This is a genomic window from Ruegeria sp. G5, assembly GCF_056533365.1.
Genome location: NZ_JBQFOK010000001.1, coordinates 527,647 through 547,071 on the forward strand (window position 1 = coordinate 527,647; position 19,425 = coordinate 547,071).

At 58.0% G+C, this 19,425-nt stretch carries 21 protein-coding genes; 8 read left to right on the top strand and 13 right to left on the bottom strand.

Features of this window, described 5'->3' with window-relative positions:
- Positions 1–46 precede the first annotated feature (46 nt).
- The 7 genes from ACR0BD_RS02630 to ACR0BD_RS02660 form a co-directional block, all read right to left on the bottom strand.
- A complete protein-coding gene (locus ACR0BD_RS02630; protein ID WP_480828727.1) occupies positions 47–1,222 on the bottom strand; it encodes an acetyl-CoA C-acetyltransferase in 1,176 nt (391 codons plus the stop codon).
- A 181-nt stretch (positions 1,223–1,403) separates the two neighbouring features.
- Positions 1,404–2,237 carry an EAL domain-containing protein gene (locus tag ACR0BD_RS02635; RefSeq protein WP_480828728.1) on the bottom strand — a complete coding sequence of 278 codons (834 nt, stop codon included), beginning with the start codon at positions 2,235–2,237 and terminating at the stop codon, positions 1,404–1,406.
- A 96-nt stretch (positions 2,238–2,333) separates the two neighbouring features.
- Entirely contained in the window at positions 2,334–2,522 is a 189-nt protein-coding gene (locus ACR0BD_RS02640; RefSeq protein WP_480828729.1) for a hypothetical protein, read from the bottom strand.
- A gap of 89 nt (positions 2,523–2,611) precedes the next feature.
- Positions 2,612–3,583: a sterol desaturase family protein gene (locus tag ACR0BD_RS02645; RefSeq protein WP_480828730.1), complete on the bottom strand. Its 972-nt coding sequence runs from the start codon at positions 3,581–3,583 to the stop codon at positions 2,612–2,614.
- Positions 3,580–3,966 (bottom strand): hypothetical protein, encoded by a 387-nt coding sequence (locus tag ACR0BD_RS02650; protein ID WP_480695286.1) that lies wholly within the window; start codon positions 3,964–3,966, stop codon positions 3,580–3,582. The genes ACR0BD_RS02645 and ACR0BD_RS02650 overlap by 4 nt, the downstream gene beginning before the upstream one ends.
- 118 nt (positions 3,967–4,084) lie before the next feature.
- Entirely contained in the window at positions 4,085–4,447 is a 363-nt protein-coding gene (locus tag ACR0BD_RS02655) for a hypothetical protein (protein ID WP_480695284.1), read from the bottom strand.
- 65 nt (positions 4,448–4,512) lie between these two features.
- Positions 4,513–5,079, bottom strand: a complete 567-nt coding sequence (locus tag ACR0BD_RS02660) for a TlpA disulfide reductase family protein (protein WP_480828731.1) — start codon at positions 5,077–5,079, stop codon at positions 4,513–4,515.
- 21 nt (positions 5,080–5,100) lie between these two features.
- On the opposite strand from ACR0BD_RS02660, the gene argH reads away from it, so the two are divergent.
- From argH to ACR0BD_RS02680, 4 genes are all read left to right on the top strand, one after another.
- Positions 5,101–6,489 (top strand): argininosuccinate lyase, encoded by a 1,389-nt coding sequence (argH, locus tag ACR0BD_RS02665; RefSeq protein WP_480828732.1) that lies wholly within the window; start codon positions 5,101–5,103, stop codon positions 6,487–6,489.
- Positions 6,489–6,671: an argininosuccinate lyase gene (locus ACR0BD_RS02670; RefSeq protein ID WP_480828733.1), complete on the top strand. Its 183-nt coding sequence runs from the start codon at positions 6,489–6,491 to the stop codon at positions 6,669–6,671. Before argH ends, ACR0BD_RS02670 begins: the two co-directional genes overlap by 1 nt.
- A gap of 271 nt (positions 6,672–6,942) precedes the next feature.
- Positions 6,943–8,208, top strand: a complete 1,266-nt coding sequence (gene lysA / locus ACR0BD_RS02675) for a diaminopimelate decarboxylase (RefSeq protein WP_480695276.1) — start codon at positions 6,943–6,945, stop codon at positions 8,206–8,208.
- Between the two features lie 39 nt (positions 8,209–8,247).
- Entirely contained in the window at positions 8,248–10,788 is a 2,541-nt protein-coding gene (locus ACR0BD_RS02680) for a TIGR02302 family protein (protein WP_480828734.1), read from the top strand.
- A gap of 9 nt (positions 10,789–10,797) precedes the next feature.
- Here ACR0BD_RS02680 and ACR0BD_RS02685 read toward each other — a convergent pair whose 3' ends face one another.
- Positions 10,798–11,574, bottom strand: coding sequence for a zinc-ribbon domain-containing protein (locus ACR0BD_RS02685; protein ID WP_480828735.1), 777 nt, complete (start codon positions 11,572–11,574; stop codon positions 10,798–10,800).
- Positions 11,575–11,757: 183 nt separating this feature from the next.
- On the opposite strand from ACR0BD_RS02685, the gene ACR0BD_RS02690 reads away from it, so the two are divergent.
- Genes ACR0BD_RS02690 through ACR0BD_RS02705 form a run of 4 tightly spaced genes read left to right on the top strand, consistent with a single transcriptional unit; the run spans position 11,758 to position 14,663 of the window.
- Entirely contained in the window at positions 11,758–12,435 is a 678-nt protein-coding gene (locus tag ACR0BD_RS02690) for a cell division ATP-binding protein FtsE (protein ID WP_480828736.1), read from the top strand.
- Positions 12,432–13,331 (top strand): cell division protein FtsX, encoded by a 900-nt coding sequence (locus tag ACR0BD_RS02695; protein WP_480828739.1) that lies wholly within the window; start codon positions 12,432–12,434, stop codon positions 13,329–13,331. The genes ACR0BD_RS02690 and ACR0BD_RS02695 overlap by 4 nt, the downstream gene beginning before the upstream one ends.
- Complete coding sequence (locus ACR0BD_RS02700; protein ID WP_480695266.1) at positions 13,331–14,071, top strand: lysophospholipid acyltransferase family protein; 741 nt, start codon at positions 13,331–13,333, stop codon at positions 14,069–14,071. The genes ACR0BD_RS02695 and ACR0BD_RS02700 overlap by 1 nt, the downstream gene beginning before the upstream one ends.
- On the top strand, positions 14,058–14,663 hold the full coding sequence (locus ACR0BD_RS02705; protein WP_480828741.1) for a pyridoxamine 5'-phosphate oxidase family protein: 606 nt from the start codon (positions 14,058–14,060) through the stop codon (positions 14,661–14,663). Before ACR0BD_RS02700 ends, ACR0BD_RS02705 begins: the two co-directional genes overlap by 14 nt.
- 5 nt (positions 14,664–14,668) lie before the next feature.
- Here the strand turns inward: ACR0BD_RS02705 and ACR0BD_RS02710 are convergent, their stop codons facing one another.
- The 5 genes from ACR0BD_RS02710 to odhB all read right to left on the bottom strand — a co-directional run bounded on the left by ACR0BD_RS02710 (position 14,669) and on the right by odhB (position 19,424).
- The gene (locus ACR0BD_RS02710; protein WP_480828743.1) at positions 14,669–15,487 is read right to left on the bottom strand and encodes a tellurite resistance TerB family protein; all 819 of its coding nucleotides are present in this window, start codon (positions 15,485–15,487) and stop codon (positions 14,669–14,671) included.
- Positions 15,488–15,672: 185 nt separating this feature from the next.
- Positions 15,673–17,061: a dihydrolipoyl dehydrogenase gene (lpdA, locus tag ACR0BD_RS02715; protein ID WP_480828744.1), complete on the bottom strand. Its 1,389-nt coding sequence runs from the start codon at positions 17,059–17,061 to the stop codon at positions 15,673–15,675.
- 55 nt (positions 17,062–17,116) lie between these two features.
- Positions 17,117–17,509, bottom strand: a complete 393-nt coding sequence (locus ACR0BD_RS02720; RefSeq protein ID WP_480695260.1) for an MAPEG family protein — start codon at positions 17,507–17,509, stop codon at positions 17,117–17,119.
- A gap of 131 nt (positions 17,510–17,640) precedes the next feature.
- The gene (locus tag ACR0BD_RS02725) at positions 17,641–17,910 is read right to left on the bottom strand and encodes a hypothetical protein (protein WP_480695258.1); all 270 of its coding nucleotides are present in this window, start codon (positions 17,908–17,910) and stop codon (positions 17,641–17,643) included.
- A 2-nt stretch (positions 17,911–17,912) separates the two neighbouring features.
- Positions 17,913–19,424 (bottom strand): 2-oxoglutarate dehydrogenase complex dihydrolipoyllysine-residue succinyltransferase, encoded by a 1,512-nt coding sequence (odhB, locus tag ACR0BD_RS02730; RefSeq protein WP_480828745.1) that lies wholly within the window; start codon positions 19,422–19,424, stop codon positions 17,913–17,915.
- Position 19,425 lies beyond the last annotated feature (1 nt).

Below are 19,425 nucleotides of genomic sequence, written 5' to 3' on the forward strand. Positions count from 1 at the left end.
AAAGGGCGCCTGATCGGCGCCCTTTTTTATTTGAGTGGGGACGCACTTAGTCGCGCTCCACGCACAGGGCTACGCCCATTCCGCCACCGATGCACAAAGTCGCCAAGCCTTTCTTGGCGTCGCGTCGCTTCATTTCAAACAGCAGCGTGTTCAGTACGCGGCAGCCGGAAGCGCCGATGGGGTGGCCAATCGCGATGGCCCCGCCATTCACGTTCACAATCGAAGGATCCCAGCCCATATCCTTGTTTACCGCACAGGCCTGAGCGGCAAATGCTTCGTTGGCTTCGACCAGATCCAGATCGTCCACGGACCAGCCAGCTTTTTCCAACGCCTTGCGCGAAGCGTAGATCGGACCAACACCCATGATGGACGGGTCAAGACCAGCTGTTGCATAAGACGCGATGCGGGCCAAAGGTTCGATCCCGCGCTTTTCTGCGTTTTCCGCTGACATCAGAAGCGTTGCCGCTGCGCCGTCGTTCAAGCCAGACGCGTTCGCCGCTGTGACCGAACCGTCTTTGGTAAAGGCCGGGCGCAGTTTGCCCATAGCCTCGATTGTGGCGCCGTGGCGGATGTATTCATCCTTGTCCATCACGATGTCGCCCTTGCGGGTCTTGATCGTGAAAGGGGTAATCTCATCCGCGAATTTACCGGCTTTTTGCGCCGCTTCTGCTTTGTTCTGGCTGGCTACGGCAAATTCATCCTGCATATCGCGGCTGATTTGCCATTTCTCAGCCACGTTTTCAGCGGTTTGTCCCATGTGATAGCCGTTGAAAGCATCCCAAAGACCATCGCGGATCATCGTGTCGATATACTTAACGTCGCCCATCTTGTGTCCAGCGCGAAGTGCTGCGGCATGGGGGGACAGCGTCATATTCTCTTGGCCACCTGCGGCAACGATATCCGCATCACCCAGTTGGATGTGCTGTGCGCCCAAGGCAACAGCGCGCAGGCCCGAGCCGCACACTTGGTTAATACCCCAAGCCGCACTTTCCTGCGGAAATCCTGCGTTGATATGTGCCTGACGCGCGGGGTTTTGACCCTGCGCTGCTGTCAGAACCTGTCCCATGATGGTTTCGGAAACTTCGCCCTTTTCGATCCCGGCGCGTTCCACAACGGCCTCAAGCACAGCGGTTCCCAGATCATGCGCAGGCGTGTTCGCAAAGGAACCACCGAAACTGCCCACACCGGTGCGTGCCGCGGATGCGATTACTACGTTCGTCATTTAGACAATCCTTTACCGTCAAGGTCCTGTGGGAAACGTGACGGCGCAGTTATCAGAGGTCGCCCCCTGCCAGTAAGAGCGCCACATGATCCCCCGCTCCAACTGCTCATGGAATAGCCTAACGCTGCACATGCAGCAACGGTCAGCTTGTCTCAGGCTGACTCCGCTGATTATTTATTGACTAAACTGCTGAATGTTTGACCTTTTCGTTTTTCCAGGGCGGCGAAACGCTTGGGGCACCGAAGAGGAACCCCTGCAAACAGTCAACTCCGTTCGACACAAGAAACTCAGCATCCTCTTTTGTTTCGACCGATTCGGCTGTGACGAGGATTTCAAATTCGCGCGCGACGGCGATCAGGGCGCGGACCAATGCTTGGTTGTCGGGATTAGTACTAATGCCGCGAATGAACTGGCCGTCGATCTTGGCGGCGTCGAAAAGGAACTCGCGAAAATGGCGAAAGCTGAAGTTGCTGGCGCCGAAGTCATCCAGAGCAAAGGCCACACCGCGCGGCTGCAACCGATCCATGAAGTCCATCACGAGTTCAGGCACGGTCATCGCTGAACTTTCAGAGATTTCCAGGATCAACCGCTCGCCTATGTTGGCGTCTTTTTTCAAATACCGCTCAAGCAAACGATTCCAGCGTGCATAGCCGATCGCACGTGCGGACATGTTGACCGACATTCGAATATCGGGATTGCGGGCCAATGTGCGCAATCCCATTTCCAGCGCGATACAATCCAGTTCGCGGCCGATTGGTGTGTTTTCCAGTTGAGGCATGAATTCTCGGGCCGGGATTACCCGGCCGGTTTCATCCAAGACGCGGATAAAACATTCGTAAAAGGCAACAGCATGCGGCGGGTTGGCTTGCATAACGGGTTGGAACGCCAGCTTACACTGTTTGTGCCTCACCGCCTCGGTCGCCATTTGAACGGTTGAGGCGTCACGGGACGTAACGGCCGCGTTCAGCGGACTGTCCGAGCCTTCGGGCAAGTCTGCCAGTTTGTTGTCCTGCATGCGCTGTTGCCCCTTGCCGTTGACGGTCAAGGTTGGATTTCAGAACAAACCTGTGAATCTTGAGTTAATTTCCGGCTTAAACTTAGCGCAAATTGCTCAGCGCGCGGTTTCCCACGCTTTACCCAACGCAGCCGCTGCGCCAACAATCGCGCCTGCAAAACCCAGCGCCATCATGACAAAACCCAGCGCAATACCTGTGGGCGCTGAAGTCGTCAGCGCCAAGAGCATCGCCAAAACCAGACCTGCCAACCCGAGGATGGTAGAATAGGTTGTTAAACGGTTCATTTTGCTCTCCGGCGTTTTCGGCTTCATCCATAGGAATATGGAATGCGAAGCCCCGCCTTCAAGAATCGACCCCTAATAGACCGGCGCGTTTACGCCTGTTTTGCCTGCGAATTAGGCGTTTCTGTCGTGAAATGCTCAAATCCGGGCGTTCCGCGATCTTCCGGATGGCGCATCAGGTGCTTTGCTTTGATCTGGTCAGAGTTATCCCGGCTGCCGTCATGGCTGTACCCCGGCGGTGCAAAACAATAGGCAAGTCGCTGGCGTAGTGTCAGCCCTGGTTGGGTGGCATCTCTCCAGATGCCGACCCATTCGTGGAACGCGACACGCAGCGGGTTGAATGTTCCGATGTTGTGGACCAGCCCAAAATCAACGCGGTCATTCTCTTGCTCGGGAACAAACGTGCCAAAGAGTTTATCCCAGACGATAAACACACCCGCATAGTTACAGTCCAGGTAGCGCGCGTTGCGGCCATGATGGGCGCGGTGGTGGCTGGGGGTGTTCATCACCGCCTCGAACCAACGCGGCATTTTGCCGATGGCCTCGGTGTGAATCCAGAATTGGTAGATCAGGTTCAAACCACCCACGAACAGAACCATCGCGGGGTGGAAGCCCAGCAGGATCAGCGGTGCGCGCACGACCATCATGAAGGTGAACGTATAGGTCCAGGTCTGCCGCAGCGCGGTCGTCAGGTTGTAATGCTGCGAACTGTGATGGTTCACATGGCTGGCCCAGACCCAGCGGATGCGGTGGCCAAATCGGTGTACCCAGTAATAGCGCAGATCATCCAGCACAAAGCACAGGATGATCACAGGGATCGAGGTGCCAAGGTTCAGCGGCGTGATCTGCCACAACCACATGAAGAACCCATAGGCGATGAGCCCCAGCAAAAAGCCTGAGGCGATGTTGCCCGCGCCCATGACCAATGAAGTTACGGCATCGCGGGTCTCGTACCGCCCGCCTTTGCCTTTGACGGCAATCCACAGGAATTCGGCCAGAATGGCGGCTATGAAGAAGGGCACGGCCCATTGCACGGCGTCGGGGAAGGTGATTTGGTCAGTCATGTGGGGTCCATCAGATGTTCCCAGTGCGGGCGTTCAAAGTCGTCAAGGCGGATGATGGCTTTGGGGGTGCCGAAGTCGTGGAACTGAACTTCGAACCCGTCGGGGTGGTCGATCCGGTCGAAATCCATAAGGTGGCGGGCCACAGTGTCGGCCCCAAAAGACCACAGCAGCCCGTTCCCGCTTTCGGTTCGGACCAAGGCAGAATGTCTGTCATGTGCAATGGTGATGTCGATGATCACATCATCGGGCGCATGACGCAGCCATTCCGAGCGCGCAGTCTCGGGCGTCAGCTCGCGCATCCGCGACCGTCCAGTTAAATGCAACAGCACCGTTACGCCGACGATACCGCCGACGACCAGAACCAACAGTATGTCCAGTGGCATTCCATCCTCCTGCAGTCAAACTGCAAAGAGGATGGGTATCTGTCAAAGGTGGCGTCGCGTCAGCTTCGCAATACGCGGTTACTTGGACCTGCGGTACGTTTTGATTTCCGTGAACGAATTATTCCGTCATCGTGAAAGTGATAGAGTCACCTTTGCCACGGTCCCGCGTAAAGGTGGCCTGGTTGCCTTCAACCGACACTTTCTGACAGTCTTCGGGCAGTTGATTTTCGCCGATTACGATGTTGCGGCACCAATACCGTTTGTTCCAAGCCCAGGCCCCAACAACCTTGGCATTGTCGCGACCAACGCCCGAGATTTTGCCATCGGCAGAAATGATGAACCATGTATCGCCGCTTACCAGTTTCTTACCGGCTACGGATTCGAGGAACTTATCTTTTTTCTTTACGTCTTTCGCTTCGGCGGGATCTGCCAGCGAAAAGATGCAGGCAGCAGCGGCGACAACATAAGCTATGGTCTTCATAAGAAAATCTCCCGGTTTTAAACGCCGGGAGATTACCACGATTCGATGATTTCAGCCGAAAATTCTCAGCTTTCACCCGCCACGAGAGCGCCAACAATCGCCTTCGCGCTATCCGAGTTCCACTCGGCATCGCCGATCAGGCGGGCGATTTCGTCACCGTTGGGGTCGAGGATTACGGTGATTGGCAGGGCAATGACACCGAACTCACGCGCTACGGCAGAACTTGCGTCCTGATGGCGGGGCAGGTTGTTGATACCGTTCTCCTCGAAGAACTTCTTGATGCCTGCGGGTGAGTTGCGGCCGGTGGCCAGTGTGACAACCTCGAACTTGTCACCGCCGAACTCTTCCTGAAGCTCAGCGATCTGAGGCATTTCCTTGCGGCAGGGGGCACACCAGGTGGCCCAGAAATTCACCAGAACATATTTGCCTTTGTAATCGGCCAGCGTCGCGGTGCCGCCGTCATCTTCCAACTGGAACTCGATCGCCTCTTTGGGCTTGGGCTCTTTGTGCAGGATCAGCCGCTTGAGCGTCCCTTCCCGCAGTGGTTTGAGAGTTTCTACATCGGCAGCCAAAGCCGCATTTGCACCCAGCGCAAGGGCCATATAAAGGGGGATCAGACGAAATAGGCGCATATCAACTCCGGGTTTTCTTACATGACCGATCAATCCTCGAACCAGATGTGGGGCGGCCGCTTTGCCGCCGGTCCTGACGCGATCATGGAGGCGATCAACGCCTCGATCGGGTTCGATCAGCGGATGGCAGCCCAGGACATCGCAGGCTCGCGCGCCCATGCCGCCATGTTAGCGGCCACAGGCGTCATAAGTGATAGTGATGCAGAAGCTATTCGGGAAGGGCTGCTCACAGTCTTGTCAGAAATCCAGTCCGGTTCGTTTCAGTTTTCGACCGCGCTTGAGGATATTCATATGAATGTCGAAGCGCGGCTGAAAGAGGTGATCGGGGAACCCGCTGGTCGTTTGCACACCGGGCGTTCGCGAAATGACCAGGTCGCAACAGATTTCAAGCTTTGGGTGCGTGATCAGTTCGATGCGGCGGAAACCGGCCTTTTAGCCCTGATCCGCGCGCTTTTGGCGCAAGCAGAGGCCGGGGCCGATTGGGTCATGCCCGGGTTCACTCACTTGCAAACGGCGCAGCCTGTCACATGGGGTCACCACATGATGGCTTATGTCGAGATGTTTGGTCGCGACCTGTCCCGCGTTCGCGATGCACGCGCCCGGATGAACGAATCCCCTCTTGGTGCCGCCGCGCTGGCGGGCACGTCCTTCCCCATCGACCGTCAGATGACGGCCGAGGCGCTGGGTTTCGACCGTCCCGCCGCGAACTCGCTGGATGCGGTCAGCGACCGTGACTTTGCGCTGGAGTTCCTTTCCACCGCCTCGATCTGCGCCGTGCATCTGTCACGCTTTGCTGAGGAATTGGTAATCTGGTCTTCGGCCCAATTCCGGTTTGTGACACTCTCGGATCGGTTCTCGACCGGCTCATCGATCATGCCGCAGAAGAAAAACCCTGACGCGGCCGAGCTGATCCGCGCCAAGGTGGGCCGTATCTACGGCGCAAACACTGCGCTCATGATGGTGATGAAGGGTCTGCCGCTGGCCTATTCCAAGGACATGCAGGAAGACAAGGAGCAGGTCTTTGATGCCGCCGACAACTGGATGCTGGCGCTGGCGGCGATGGAGGGCATGGTCAAGGACATGACCGCCAACCGCGAAAGCCTCGCTGCCGCTGCCGGGTCGGGTTTCTCGACCGCGACCGATCTGGCCGACTGGCTGGTACGGGTGCTGGGCCTGCCGTTCCGCGATGCGCATCACGTCACTGGATCGCTGGTCGCTATGGCCGAGACCAAAGGCTGCGATCTTCCCGATCTGACGCTGGATGACATGCAATCCGTGCACCCAGACATCACAGATGATGTCTATTCTGTCCTAACGGTCGAAAATTCGGTAAACTCACGCCAATCCTATGGTGGCACTGCACCCGATCAGGTGCGTGCGCAGATCAAGCGATGGAAGGCGCAGGTGTGATGCGAATCTTGCGATTGGTGGTAATAGTGTCGGTCGGATTAGTCTTGGCCGGGTGCGGCGCAGATGGCGAACCTATTCAACCCACCATGAGCGCCAATATCGGTGTCGGAAGCAGCGGAGCCTACGGCGGCGTGGGCGTTGGCCTGCAGCGTGGTGGGTTGGGTATTTTCCTTGGGCTTTGAGGGTTGAACCCTTTAATTAACAAGGACTAAGCGCGCAGCCGTTTCCACATTTAAGATGAGATTGAAATGAGAATAGCTGCCTTTTTTGTTGCGCTGTGTGCTCTTGCTGCTTGTGACCCTTCGTACCAACCGCGGCCAGAGCCTGAAACCAATTCCGGCGGGTCGGGTATTTCGATTTCGGGGTATGGACGGGTTGGCGTGTCGACTGTTCGGTAACGCGATGCTGCGAATCCATTGATCCAAGGGGCGTTTTTGGTCTAAGCGCGCAGTCATGGATCACTTTCTCTACCGCGACGGCGCGCTTTACGCCGAGGATGTCCCGATATCTGAGATCGCAGCCGCGGTCGGAACCCCTTTCTATGTGTACTCGACGGCGACACTTCTGCGGCATTTCAAGCTGTTTGATGATGCGCTGGAGGGGACCGAGCATTTGGTCTGCTATGCGATGAAAGCGGCCAGCAATCAGGCGATCCTGAAAACGCTGGCGCAGGCCGGGGCCGGTATGGACGTGGTTTCGGGCGGTGAATACCTTCGCGCCAAAGCTGCAGGCGTACCGGGCGACAAGATCGTGTTCTCGGGCGTGGGCAAAACGGCGGATGAAATCCGCACTGCGCTAACCGGCGGTATCCGCCAGTTCAACGTGGAATCCGAGCCCGAGATGGAAGTGATCAGCGCCGTAGCCACGGAACTAGGCGTGGTTGCTCCGATCACCGTCCGTGTGAATCCCGATGTGGACGCCAAAACTCATGCCAAGATCGCGACCGGAAAATCCGAAAATAAGTTCGGTATCCCGATCTCGCGCGCTTCTGAGGTCTATGCGCTTGCGGCCAGCTTGCCGGGGCTCGAGGTAATCGGGATTGACGTCCATATCGGTTCGCAACTGACCGAGCTTGAGCCGTTTGAGTTAGCCTATCGTAAGGTCGCTGAATTGACCGAGCAGCTGCGCTCCGAAGGCCATGATATCCGACGTCTGGATCTGGGCGGAGGTTTGGGTATTCCATACACCCGTGCGAATGACGCGCCGCCCTTGCCGATGGAATACGGCGCGCTCATCACGAAAACGCTAGGTCATCTGGATTGCGAGATCGAGATTGAACCCGGCCGCCTGATCGCAGGCAACGCGGGGCTGATGGTATCCAAAGTTATCTACGTGAAGTCAGGGGAAGACCGTGATTTCCTGATCGTAGACGGTGCGATGAACGACCTGATCCGTCCGGCCATGTACGAGGCGCATCATGATATCGTCGCAGTCGTCGAACCCTCACCAGGTATCGAACAGCGCCCCTACGACATTGTTGGGCCGGTCTGCGAATCTGGGGATACCTTTGCCAAGGGCCGCAACATGCCCCCGCTTGCTGCGGATGATTTGATCGCATTCCGAAGCGCGGGTGCGTATGGGGCCGTCATGTCCAGCGAGTACAATACGCGGCCTCTGATCCCCGAAGTTCTGGTGAACGGGGATCAATTTGCAGTTATTCGTGAACGCCCAAGCTTTGACGAAATCATAAACCGCGATACCATACCCTCGTGGCTTTGACGCGATAGGCGCGCGGGCCTGATCAGGAGGCCCGCCTTTATGGCTAAACAGACCCTGCCGATTCCAAAGTTTTCCCTGCTGTTGACGCATGCGGGGATGCTCGCCGAACGGGTTTGGCGCGCTTTTTGGCCGTTTTTTTCGGGAGTTATGGCGGTTCTGGCCGCCCTGATGCTGGGTTTGCAGGACCTTGTCAGGGTTGAGGTTGTTTGGGGCGTTGCAGCGTTGTCAGTGCTGGCTCTTGTGTTTGCAGCCGTTTTTGGGGCCAGGCGATTCCATCTTCCGACACGCGCCGAAGCGCTGATGCGGTTGGATGAAACCCTTCCGGGTCGACCGATTCAGGCGCTGATGGATGATCAGGCGATTGGCGCCATGGATGCGGATTCTGTTGCATTGTGGCACGCGCACCAGGCACGTATGGCACAACGCGCAGCGCAGGCGGAACCGGTGAAACCCAATCTTCGCCTGGCTGATCGCGATCCGTTCGCTTTGCGCTATGCTGCGCTGCTGGCGTTGGTAATTGCAGCGTTATTCGGCTCTTTCTGGCGGATCGGTTCGGTGACTGAGATGACGCCGGGGGCCGCCGTGGCAGGGCAGGGGCCCACTTGGGAAGGCTGGGTTGAGCCGCCACGATACACTGGGCTGCCGACGCTTTATTTGGCGGATCAATCAGACCCGACCCTGTCGGTTCCACAGGGCAGCCGCATTACACTGCGCTTTTATGGCGAGGTCGGCGCGCATACGTTGACCGAAACGTCGACGCCTTTGGGCACCGAAGCCGCAGCAGAGCCCGAGCAGGAGTTCGTCGCGGACCGCTCGGGTCTTTTAAAGATTGACGGTCCGGCGGGCCGTGAGTGGGCACTGAGCGTAATCGCTGATACGCCCCCGCAGATCGGCGTTGCCGACGTTGCCGAGTCTGAGGCGGGCGGCCAGATGAAATTGCCTTTTGCGGCAAGTGATGATTACGGCGTCGTTTCAGGTTCGGCATTGATTGAACTGGACCTTGCTTCGGTTGATCGCAGCTATGGTCTGGAAACGAATCCTGAACCGCGCGAAACGATCATTGTTGAGCTGCCGATGCCAATCACCGGCGATCGTGCTGATTTTGTCGAAGATCTGATCGAAGATTTTTCCCAGCACCCTTGGGCGCATTTGCCGGTCAAGATATCGCTTATGGCGCGCGATGCTGCGGATCAGGAAGGTCAGTCAGAACCCTATTTGACGGAACTACCTGCACGTCGGTTCTTTGATCCTTTGGCCGCAGCGGTGATTGAACAACGCCGCGACCTTTTGTGGTCACGGGAAAATGCGACCCGGGTATCTCAGTTGTTGCGGGCTGTGTCGCATCTGCCCGAAGGTTTCTTTAGATCGGATACCGCGTATTTGCGGTTGCGGGTTACTCTGCGCCGGCTCGAGTTGTTCAATCAATACGGGTTGAAACCCGAACAGCAGGAAGAAATCGCACAGGCATTGTGGGATCTGGCGGTTCAGATCGAAGACGGCACACTGGCGGATGCACTGGAGCGTATGCGCCGTGCCCAGGAACGTTTGACCGAGGCGATGCAGAACGGGGCCTCGGACGAAGAGATCGCTGAACTCATGCAAGAATTGCGGGAAGCGACGCAGGAATACATGCGACAGCTTCAGCGTCTGGCCCAGGAAAACGGCGAAGGCGGCGAGAACCAGCAGGGCCAAAACGGCGAGTCCATGCAAATGACGCAAGACGATCTGCAGCGGATGATGGATCGCATTCAGGAGCTGATGGAACAGGGTCGCATGGCCGAAGCGCAGCAGGCGCTGGAAGAATTCCAGCAGATGATGGAAAACATGCGTGTCACGCAAGGTCAGGGACAAGGCCAACAATCCGAAGGCCAACAGGCTATGGAGGGCTTGGCCGAAACGTTGCGCGAACAGCAGGGCTTAAGTGATCAGGCATTCCGCGATTTGCAGGAACAATTTAATCCCGGTGCCCAAGCGGGTGAAAATCAAGGCAACGAAGGGCGCAACGGTGGTCAAGGCCGTGGTGAAAGCCACGAAGGTCAGGGCGGTCAGGGCCAAGGTTCTGATCAGGCGGGTGAGGGCCAGCAAGGTCAGGGATCACTGGCCGACAGACAACAAGCCCTTCGGGATGAGCTTGGTCGTCAACAGCAAAACCTGCCCGGTGCTGGAACCCCGGAAGGTGAGGCTGCACGGGACGCGTTGGGCCGGGCCGGTCGTGCAATGGACGAGGCTGAACAGGCCTTGCGCAATGATGATCTGGCCGAAGCCATCGATAACCAGTCCGAGGCCATGGAAGCCTTGCGCGAAGGTATGCGCTCTTTGGGCGAAGCACTGGCCCAGAACCAACAGAACCAGCCGGGTCAGGGCGCGCAAGAAGGTGATATGCAGGCCAATAACCGCGATCCATTGGGGCGCAACCCCGGGTCTTCAGGATCGATCTCGACCGATGATAACCTGCTGCAGGGTGAGGATGTGTATCGTCGTGCGCGGGAATTGCTGGACGAGATCCGCCGGCGCACGGGCGAATCTGATCGTCCCGAGGTCGAGCTGGAATACCTTAAGCGTTTGCTGGAGCGGTTCTGAACTGAAACCTTAGTTCTGCGACCCACCCGATCCTGACTGCGCCTCGAGCCACAGCCGGGCCTGATCGATCACGGATACATACCCGTCAAGAACCGGCTTGGCCTGAGGAACGGCCTCAGATATCTGTTGGGCGTTTCCGTAGATCAGGAACAAGATGACACCAATGATGATGGCGATCAGAAACCCACGCCGAAATCCGCCGCTGGACCGTCGCGGTAACGGCTGAACCTCTTCCTGTGCCGGAGCAGCTTCGGTACTGCGCAGGCTTGAATTGATCGCGTCAACATCGGGTAGGTCATCTGACTGCGCGGCGTCTTTTTCAGCTTCGGCTCTGGTCAGCTCCTTGATCCGCTGCTCTGGATCTGGGGCAGGGGGGGCTTCCAGCGCCAAGTCTGGTTGCGTCTCTAGGCTTTCGGCTTCTTTCGCGCGCAGTTGCGCCTCGCGTTCGGCCTCTTCCTTCAGAATGCTGGCGACATCGGGGTCGACATGGGCCGATGACGAAGCCTCGTCTTTCTGATCAGGATCCGGTTTCGGCGGAAACGGTGGCGTCGGAACTGGCTCGGGCTCGGCAGCCGGTTCCATTTCGGGCTGCGCTGCTTCTGGTTCTGTAGGTTCGGGCTCAGGGTGCTGAGGTTCTGTTTCCTCTGGTGCGGCAGCAGCCTCAGGGTATTTGCTCTGAAACCACGTCTTTTCGCAGTTCGAACACTGCACATCGCGCCCCTCTTCGGGGATGACCTCGTCTGGAACCTCGTACTGGGCACTGCAATTTGGACATGTAAGACGCATGCTGCCTCCCGGCCATGGCGTTGGCCTGATAATAGTTTTTTCAGAAATGATATTCCGTTAAGACCTGACAGCAAAGGGTGTTTTCGGTTTCACGGCCTAAGTGTCACCAATTCGACCCGGTGCAGGCATTGAAACCGTGGCGGCGCTCGGGCAAGAAGAGCGGCAATCAAATTGGGGGCTTCTGTGATCGAGCTGGAAAACGTCAGCTATACCTATGGTGGTGACGCATTGCTGAGCGATGTGTCTCTGCAAATTCAGCCCGGATCCTTCCATTTTCTGACCGGACCTTCGGGGGCGGGTAAGACGACCTTGCTCAAGCTGTGTTACGGCGCATTGTTGCCGACCTCGGGTCGGATGATAGCGTTTGAACAGAACATCGCGGATTTGGACCGGGACCAAATGGCCCTGCTTCGGCGTAGAATTGGCGTCGTTCACCAGGACTGCCGGTTTCTGGATCACATGACGCTGGCTGAAAACGTGATGCTGCCCCTGATGGTTTCCGGGCGCGCCGAAGCAGCGCAGCAGAGCGACCTGACTGAGCTTATGGGTTGGGTCGGTCTGGCTGCCAGACAGGAGGCCCTACCGCCTGAGCTGTCCGGTGGTGAACGTCAGCGTGCAGCCCTGGCGCGCGCTGTCATCCTGTCACCGGATGTTGTGTTGGCGGACGAGCCAACCGGTAACGTGGATTGGGAAATGTCTCAGCGGTTGCTGCGCCTTCTGGTCGAGCTGAACAAGATGGGCAAAACCGTCCTGATCGCAACCCATGATCTAAGCCTGATCCGGGCGGCCAAAAGCCAGGTTCAGGCGCGCGTTCTGAGGATTACCCAGCGGCAGGTTCAACTGGCGGGGGCGGACCTATGAGCGAGGGAACCATCCGAAATCTGTTAAAGCGGGACTCGCGTGCGGATCGTGTCGTTCCACCCACAGGCTATACGGCACAGCTGACCCTTTTCGTGTCCGGGGCTATGGCCTTTTTGGCGGTGTTTGCGCTGGCCCTGTCTTTGGCGTCAGGGCGGTTGGCAGATCGTTGGGCGACAGAACTCGCGGGGGCTGCAACGTTGCGCATCAATGCGCCGGCAGATCAATTGCAGGCCCAGACGCAGGCGGCGCTGACCGTGTTATCGCAGACGCCTGGTGTCGCATCGGCACGTGCGCTTTCGTCTGATGAACAAATCGCGCTTCTATCCCCGTGGTTTGGGTCCGACTTGCCGTTGGAGACACTTCCGATCCCTCAACTCATCGAAATCATCGAGGGTGAGCCGGGCATGGATGCCGCCGGTTTGCGTTTGAGGCTAGGTGCCGAAGTTCCCGGTGCCGTTCTGGATGACCATACCCGCTGGCGCGAACCTCTGGTCGATGCGGCGACGTCACTGCGCAGATTGGGTTGGGTGTCTATCCTGCTGATCGGCGGAGCAACCGCTGCCATGATCACGCTGGCCGCGAATGCGTCACTCGCCGCCAATGCGCAAATCATCGAAGTTCTGCGCCTTGTCGGCGCGCGCGACCGGTTTATCGCCAGCGCGTTTGTCCGACGTTTTACCTATCGCGCCTTCTTTGGGGCCGTGGTCGGAGTGGTTCTGGGTATGACAGGTGTTTTGTTGCTACCCGAGGCCTCGGATGAGGGCGGCTTTCTGACTGGGCTGGGTTTTCAGGGTATCGGTTGGCTATTACCCGCCCTGATCCCGGCACTGGGGGCAATGGTCGCATTTTTGGCGACATGGACGGCCGCCAGCCGCAAACTAAAGGAGCTTTCGTGATGCTGACAGCGATTCAATGGGTTCGCTCTTTGGTCTTCATGATCGTGATCTATGTATGGATGCTGATCCTTGGCATCGTGTTCGCGCCCTATGCAATATTCGCGAAACAGGGGGCACGGAAGGCCTGTAAAACATATGCGCGCACGACCATGTGGCTGGCACGTTGGATGGTTGGTATCCGATGCGAGGTGCGTGGAACCGCACCGGTAGACGAAGTTGTCGTGGGCGCAAAGCACCAGTCGTTCCTGGATATCATCATGATCTTCAATGCGATGCCGCAGGCCAAGTTCATCATGAAGCGCGAACTCATGTGGACCCCGATCATCGGAGTATATGCGCGTCGATTGGGCTGCATCCCGGTCGATCGCGGGAAAAAGGGTGCGGCTGTGGCAAAGATGGTCAAGGACGTCGCCAAAGAGTTCGCCGAACCCGGTCAGTTGGTCATCTATCCGCAGGGAACGCGGGTCGCTCCGGGTCTGCAGAAACCTTACAAGGTTGGAACAGCCGTTTTGTACGAGGGGCTTGGCTTTCCATGCGTTCCAGTCGCAACCAACGCTGGCGTGTTTTGGCCGCGCACTGGGGTCATGCGTAAGCCGGGTCTGGCGATCGTGGACTTTCTTGACCGGATCGAGCCCGGGGTCGAACGGGCTTCGTTTTTGGAACGCCTTGAGGGCGTGATCGAGGACCGCTCGAATACACTGATGAGAGAAGTGGGGTTTGATCCTGATGGAATTCGTTGAGGATATCGAAACGCTAGAAGGGCTCTATGGAACGCCCGCCGCGCCCGCTCTGCGCAAAGTCGCATATCGGATGACACCGCTTTATCGAAAGTGGATCATGGCGTCACGGCTGTGTGTCCTTAGCACTGTGGGGCCAGAAGGTGTCGATGGCAGCCCGCGTGGCGATGATGGCCCGGTTGTACTGGAGCTGGACGAACAAACGCTGGCTTTGCCGGACTGGCGTGGAAACAACCGGTTGGACAGTCTGCGCAATATCGTGCGGGATCCACGTGTCGCGTTGATGTTTGTCGTGCCCGGCTCAAACACTGTTGTGCGGCTTAACGGGTCCGCGCGTCTGACAGCAGATGAAGGGCTCAGGGATCGGTTTGCGAAAGGCGGCAAACGCCCGGCCACTGTGATCGTTATTGAAATCTCGGAAATCTACACCCAATGTGCCCGTGCGCTGATGCGCGCACGAACATGGACGAGCGGGGATGAAACCGCCCAGTTGCCCACGGTCGGAGAGATTCTGGCAGAGGCATCAGAGGGTGAAGAAGGCGGCGCACGCTATGATCAGGAATGGGGTGCCCGCGCCGCCGAGACGATGTGGTAGAAGGCCTAGGTGGGCTGTGCCGTCATGTTTTGGAACATCTGTTTGATTTCATCCACATTGATGCTGAGCCCTTTGGCCAGTTTTTGAATGAACACAGTTTCAGACTTGTCCAGACCGCCATCCGCGCCGACGATCATTAGTGTGGCTTGCATGACCATACGTTTCTGTTCGGGGCTCAAACCACGTCCAAATGCCGCGAATTGTGCATCTGTTGGTTTGGCTTCGGCCATATCGTACAGACGGCGAATTCGTGCTTCATCGAACTCTTCGCCGGTAATCTTGCGGGAGATGTCAATCATTGTTGCTATCTCTGATGTATCCAGACGACCATCGGCCTTTGCTGCGTGGCACATTGCGTCCATGACCTGTAGGGCAGCGGGATGGACACTACCCATTTCGGCATGGCGTTGTGCTTTGCGCCTGGATTGGCCCAATGCCTTAAGGCCGGCAAACACTAGAATGAGTGCAATTGCACCAAGCCCCCAAAATCCCGAGATCTTATCTGCGCGCGACATAACGGGTTGATCAGGTAGGTCGGACGGGAAATCGCCCAGCACTTTGCCCAGCTCTAGCTTGTCAGTTGTAAGCTTGTAGTAGCTGTCGCTGTCGCATGCGTTAGGGGCTATCACGTAGCCGATCGAGCTCCGCCAAACTCCGGCGAACATGATATGGGTTTTCTTGGTGAGATGGCACAGGGCCAGCTGTTGGCCTCTGTCGTCTTCGATATCTGTTTGGGCGATCAGGCTCATCTGTTCGGATGTACCCCAGACGCCGCCACCACGAGCAGCCTGTGCGTCTTGCCCAAGGAAAAGAGTGAAGCTCATTGCTGCGGCGAGCAAAAAAAGAAATCTCATGTTTGCCTCAAAATGCTGTTGATCGAGCCCGATGGGATAGCATCGGTCACGATAACGTGATCAACTCTCGCGAGAGCGAAAGTGAGGCATGATCGCGTTAAGAAAATGGCGGGCCATATGGCCCGCCTTTTTGAAATCTCAGGTTTTAGCTTCAATCAACTGTGGATCGGGCCGTCGCCACAGGCTAGAGCGGCTTCGCGCACCGCTTCGGAATAGGTCGGGTGCGCGTGGCACGTCAGCGCCAGGTCTTCGGCAGACGCGCCAAACTCCATCGCCACGCAGACCTCGTGGATCAGATCGCCGGCTGCCGGGCCGATGATATGTGCGCCAAGAATGCGGTCGCTGTCCTTGTCGGCCAAAATTTTTACAAAGCCGTCAGCGGCAAAATTCGCCTTGGCACGGCCATTGCCCATGAACATGAACTTGCCAACCTTGTAGGCGCGGCCAGCAGCCTTGAGCGTCTCTTCGGTTTCGCCCACATTGGCAACCTCGGGCCAGGTATAGATCACTCCTGGAATCACGCCGTAATTCACGTGGCCATGCTTGCCGGCGACCTGTTCAGCGGCTGCCATGCCCTCATCCTCGGCCTTGTGGGCCAGCATCGGGCCTTCGGTCACGTCACCGATGGCATAGATGCCGGGTACATTGGTTTGCCAGTCACTGCCGACCTTGATCTGACCGCGCGGCGTCATCTCAACGCCCAGAGCCTCAAGCCCCAGCCCGTCCGAGAAGGGCTTGCGCCCGGTGGCGACCAGCACGGTGTCGGCGTCGATCACGTGCTCGCTGTCATCCTTGCGCAGTTTGTAGGTGACTTTGGCCTTGGTCTTGGTGGCTTCGGTTTTCTGAACCGCAGCGCCCATGACAAAGTTCAGCCCCTGCTTTTTCAGGATACGCTGGAATGTCTTCTGAAGCTCGGGGTCCATGCCCGGCGTGATCACGTCGAGGAATTCGATCACCGTTACCTCGGCGCCCAGGCGTTGATAGACCGAGCCCAATTCCAACCCGATCACGCCCGCGCCGATGACGACCATCTTTTTCGGGATCTTGCCCAGTGACAGCGCCCCTGTCGAGGTCACAACGACCTTTTCATCCACTTCGACACCGGGCAGCGAAGCAGGTTCCGACCCCGACGCGATGATGATGTTCTTGGCGGTATGGACCTCATCACCAACCTTGACCTGACCGGCGGCGGGGATCGAGCCCCAGCCTTTCAGCCAATCGATCTTGTTCTTCTTGAACAGGAACTCGATGCCCTTGGTGTTGCCTTCGATCGTTTCCTCTTTGTAGGCCTGCATCTGCTTCCAGTCGACAGAGGGGCTTTTGCCCTTGAGGCCCATCTTGGCAAAGTTATGCTCGGCCTCGTGCAGTTGATGGCTGGCGTGCAGCAGGGCCTTGGACGGGATACAGCCCACGTTCAGGCAGGTACCGCCCAAGGTGTCACGCCCTTCGACAACGGCGGTTTTAAGGCCCAGCTGGGCGCAGCGGATGGCACAGACATAGCCGCCGGGGCCGGCTCCGATTACGATGACGTCATAGCTGGACATAGGGCACTCCTTGGTGTGTCTTGGCCGCGCCTTTCAAGACGCGGCAATTCAGGCTCTACAGAGCTTGCAGGTAAAGATAAGCCGTCGCGAGAAATCCTACCAGCCAGACAATGGTGCGCAGGAACGGAACGGGAATGGCGAACGCGTAAATCGGCACAAAGGCGATCCGGGCGATCAAAAACAACTGTGCGGCAAACAACGTGCCACCTGTAAAGGCGTCCTTGGCGGACAGGATCAGAATGGCAGGGGCAAACAGCGCCATTGCCACGACAGAGTTGGTCAGTGCGCGCTCGACACGACCGGCAACCCCGGTCAGCGGCGGCATATCATCCCGTGCGCCACCCAAGGTCATAAGCCCGACCTGCGACATGGCGGTCAGGACATTAACCAGAATGACCACGATCACGACGAGGCCATATAGTGCCAGAATTGAAAGCTCGGAAGACATCATAGGTATCCTTTTATCAATCAGAGTCCGGTCTTGCGATTAGCATTCGCACTGGTCGAGCGCAGGTCAGGTTCACGCGCATGTGCTATCCCGTGTGCCGAGGTGGGCCCGGCACACGGGTAAGGTTCGTGTCAGACGGGCTCCAGCAGTTTCACCTGGATGTGGGCGACGCCGCCGCGCTCGTGGTGCATTGCCAATTCCTGAGATTCCAGAAATCGGCGAGCTTTGTCCAGATCGCGCACTTCGAACATGGCTATGGCATGGTCGCGCTGATCGGGGTCGCGCCAGACATGCAGGTCATGAATACCTGCCGCCTTACGCGCGGGTTGATCTTCGCGAAACACAGTGAGCCAGGCATTGAAATCGGCCACATCGGCCTGCCAGAGAACATGCGTTGCCATGATTACAGGTCCATCAACAGGCGACGTGGATCTTCCAGCGCCTCTTTCACGCGCACAAGGAAGGTCACGGCGCCTTTGCCGTCAACGATCCGGTGGTCATAGGACAGCGCCAGATACATCATCGGACGGATCACAACCTGACCGTTGATCGCCATCGGACGATCCTGGATCTTGTGCATGCCCAGAATACCCGACTGCGGGGGGTTCAGGATCGGCGAGGACATCAGCGAGCCGTAAACACCTCCGTTCGAGATGGTGAAGGTGCCGCCCTGCATCTCAGCCATGGATAGCTTACCGTCACGGGCGCGTTTGCCTTTCTCGGCAATGGCTTTTTCGATCGCAGCAAAAGACATCGAATCCGCATCGCGGATGACCGGAACCACCAGACCTGTGGGCGTACCGGCGGCGACGCCCATATGGACGAAGTTCTTGTACACGATGTCGGTGCCGTCGATCTCGGCATTCACCTCGGGCACTTCTTTCAGGGCGTGGCAGCAGGCTTTGGTGAAGAAGGACATAAAGCCCAAACGCACGCCGTGTTTCTTTTCGAACTGGTCTTTGTACTGGCTGCGCAGCGCCATCACCTCGGTCATGTCCACCTCGTTATAGGTGGTCAGCATAGCTGCGGTGTTCTGGCTGTCTTTCAGACGCTTGGCGATGGTCTGGCGCAGACGAGTCATCTTGACCCGTTCTTCGCGCGCTGCATCGTCGGCGGCCACAGGCGCTCGCGGCGCAGGGGCCGGTGCCGGAGCGGCAGCCGGTGCGGGCGCAGCCGCCGTGGCGACGGCGCGGGCAACGTCTTCTTTCATGATGCGACCGTCACGGCCCGTGCCGGTGACCTGACCTGCGGCCAGACCAGCCTCGGCCATCGCCTTCTCGGCAGAGGGCGCGTTGGCCACGTCCTTGCCGGTGGCCGCGGCCGCCGGGGCCGCTGCTGCTGCAGGGGCCGCCGCTGGGGCTGCAACAGCACCCGAACCCGAGATGACAGCCAGCTTGGCCGTTGCATCCACGGTTGTACCCTCGGGTGCTACGATTTCAGCCAGCACGCCAGCCGCCGGGGCCGGAACCTCGACCGAGACCTTGTCGGTTTCCAGCTCACACAGCATTTCGTCCTGCGCAACGGCGTCGCCCACCTGTTTGAACCACGTCGAAACAGTCGCTTCGGTCACGGATTCGCCCAGCGTGGGCACCATCACATCCACGCTGTCACCTGATGCTGCCGCAGGTGCCGCCGCCGGCGCTGCTGCCGCCGCTGCTGGAGCAGGGGCAGCGCCTTCGCCCGCAGTGATCGTGGCTAACAATGCATCAACGCCAACAGTTTCGCCTTCGGCGGCGACGATTTCACCCATCACACCCGCGGCAGGGGCAGGCACTTCGACGGTGACTTTGTCTGTCTCCAACTCGCACAGCATCTCGTCGACTGCGACCGCGTCACCGGGTTTTTTGAACCAGGTGGCGACGGTGGCTTCGGTGACCGACTCGCCCAGCGTGGGAACACGAACTTCAATGGTCATC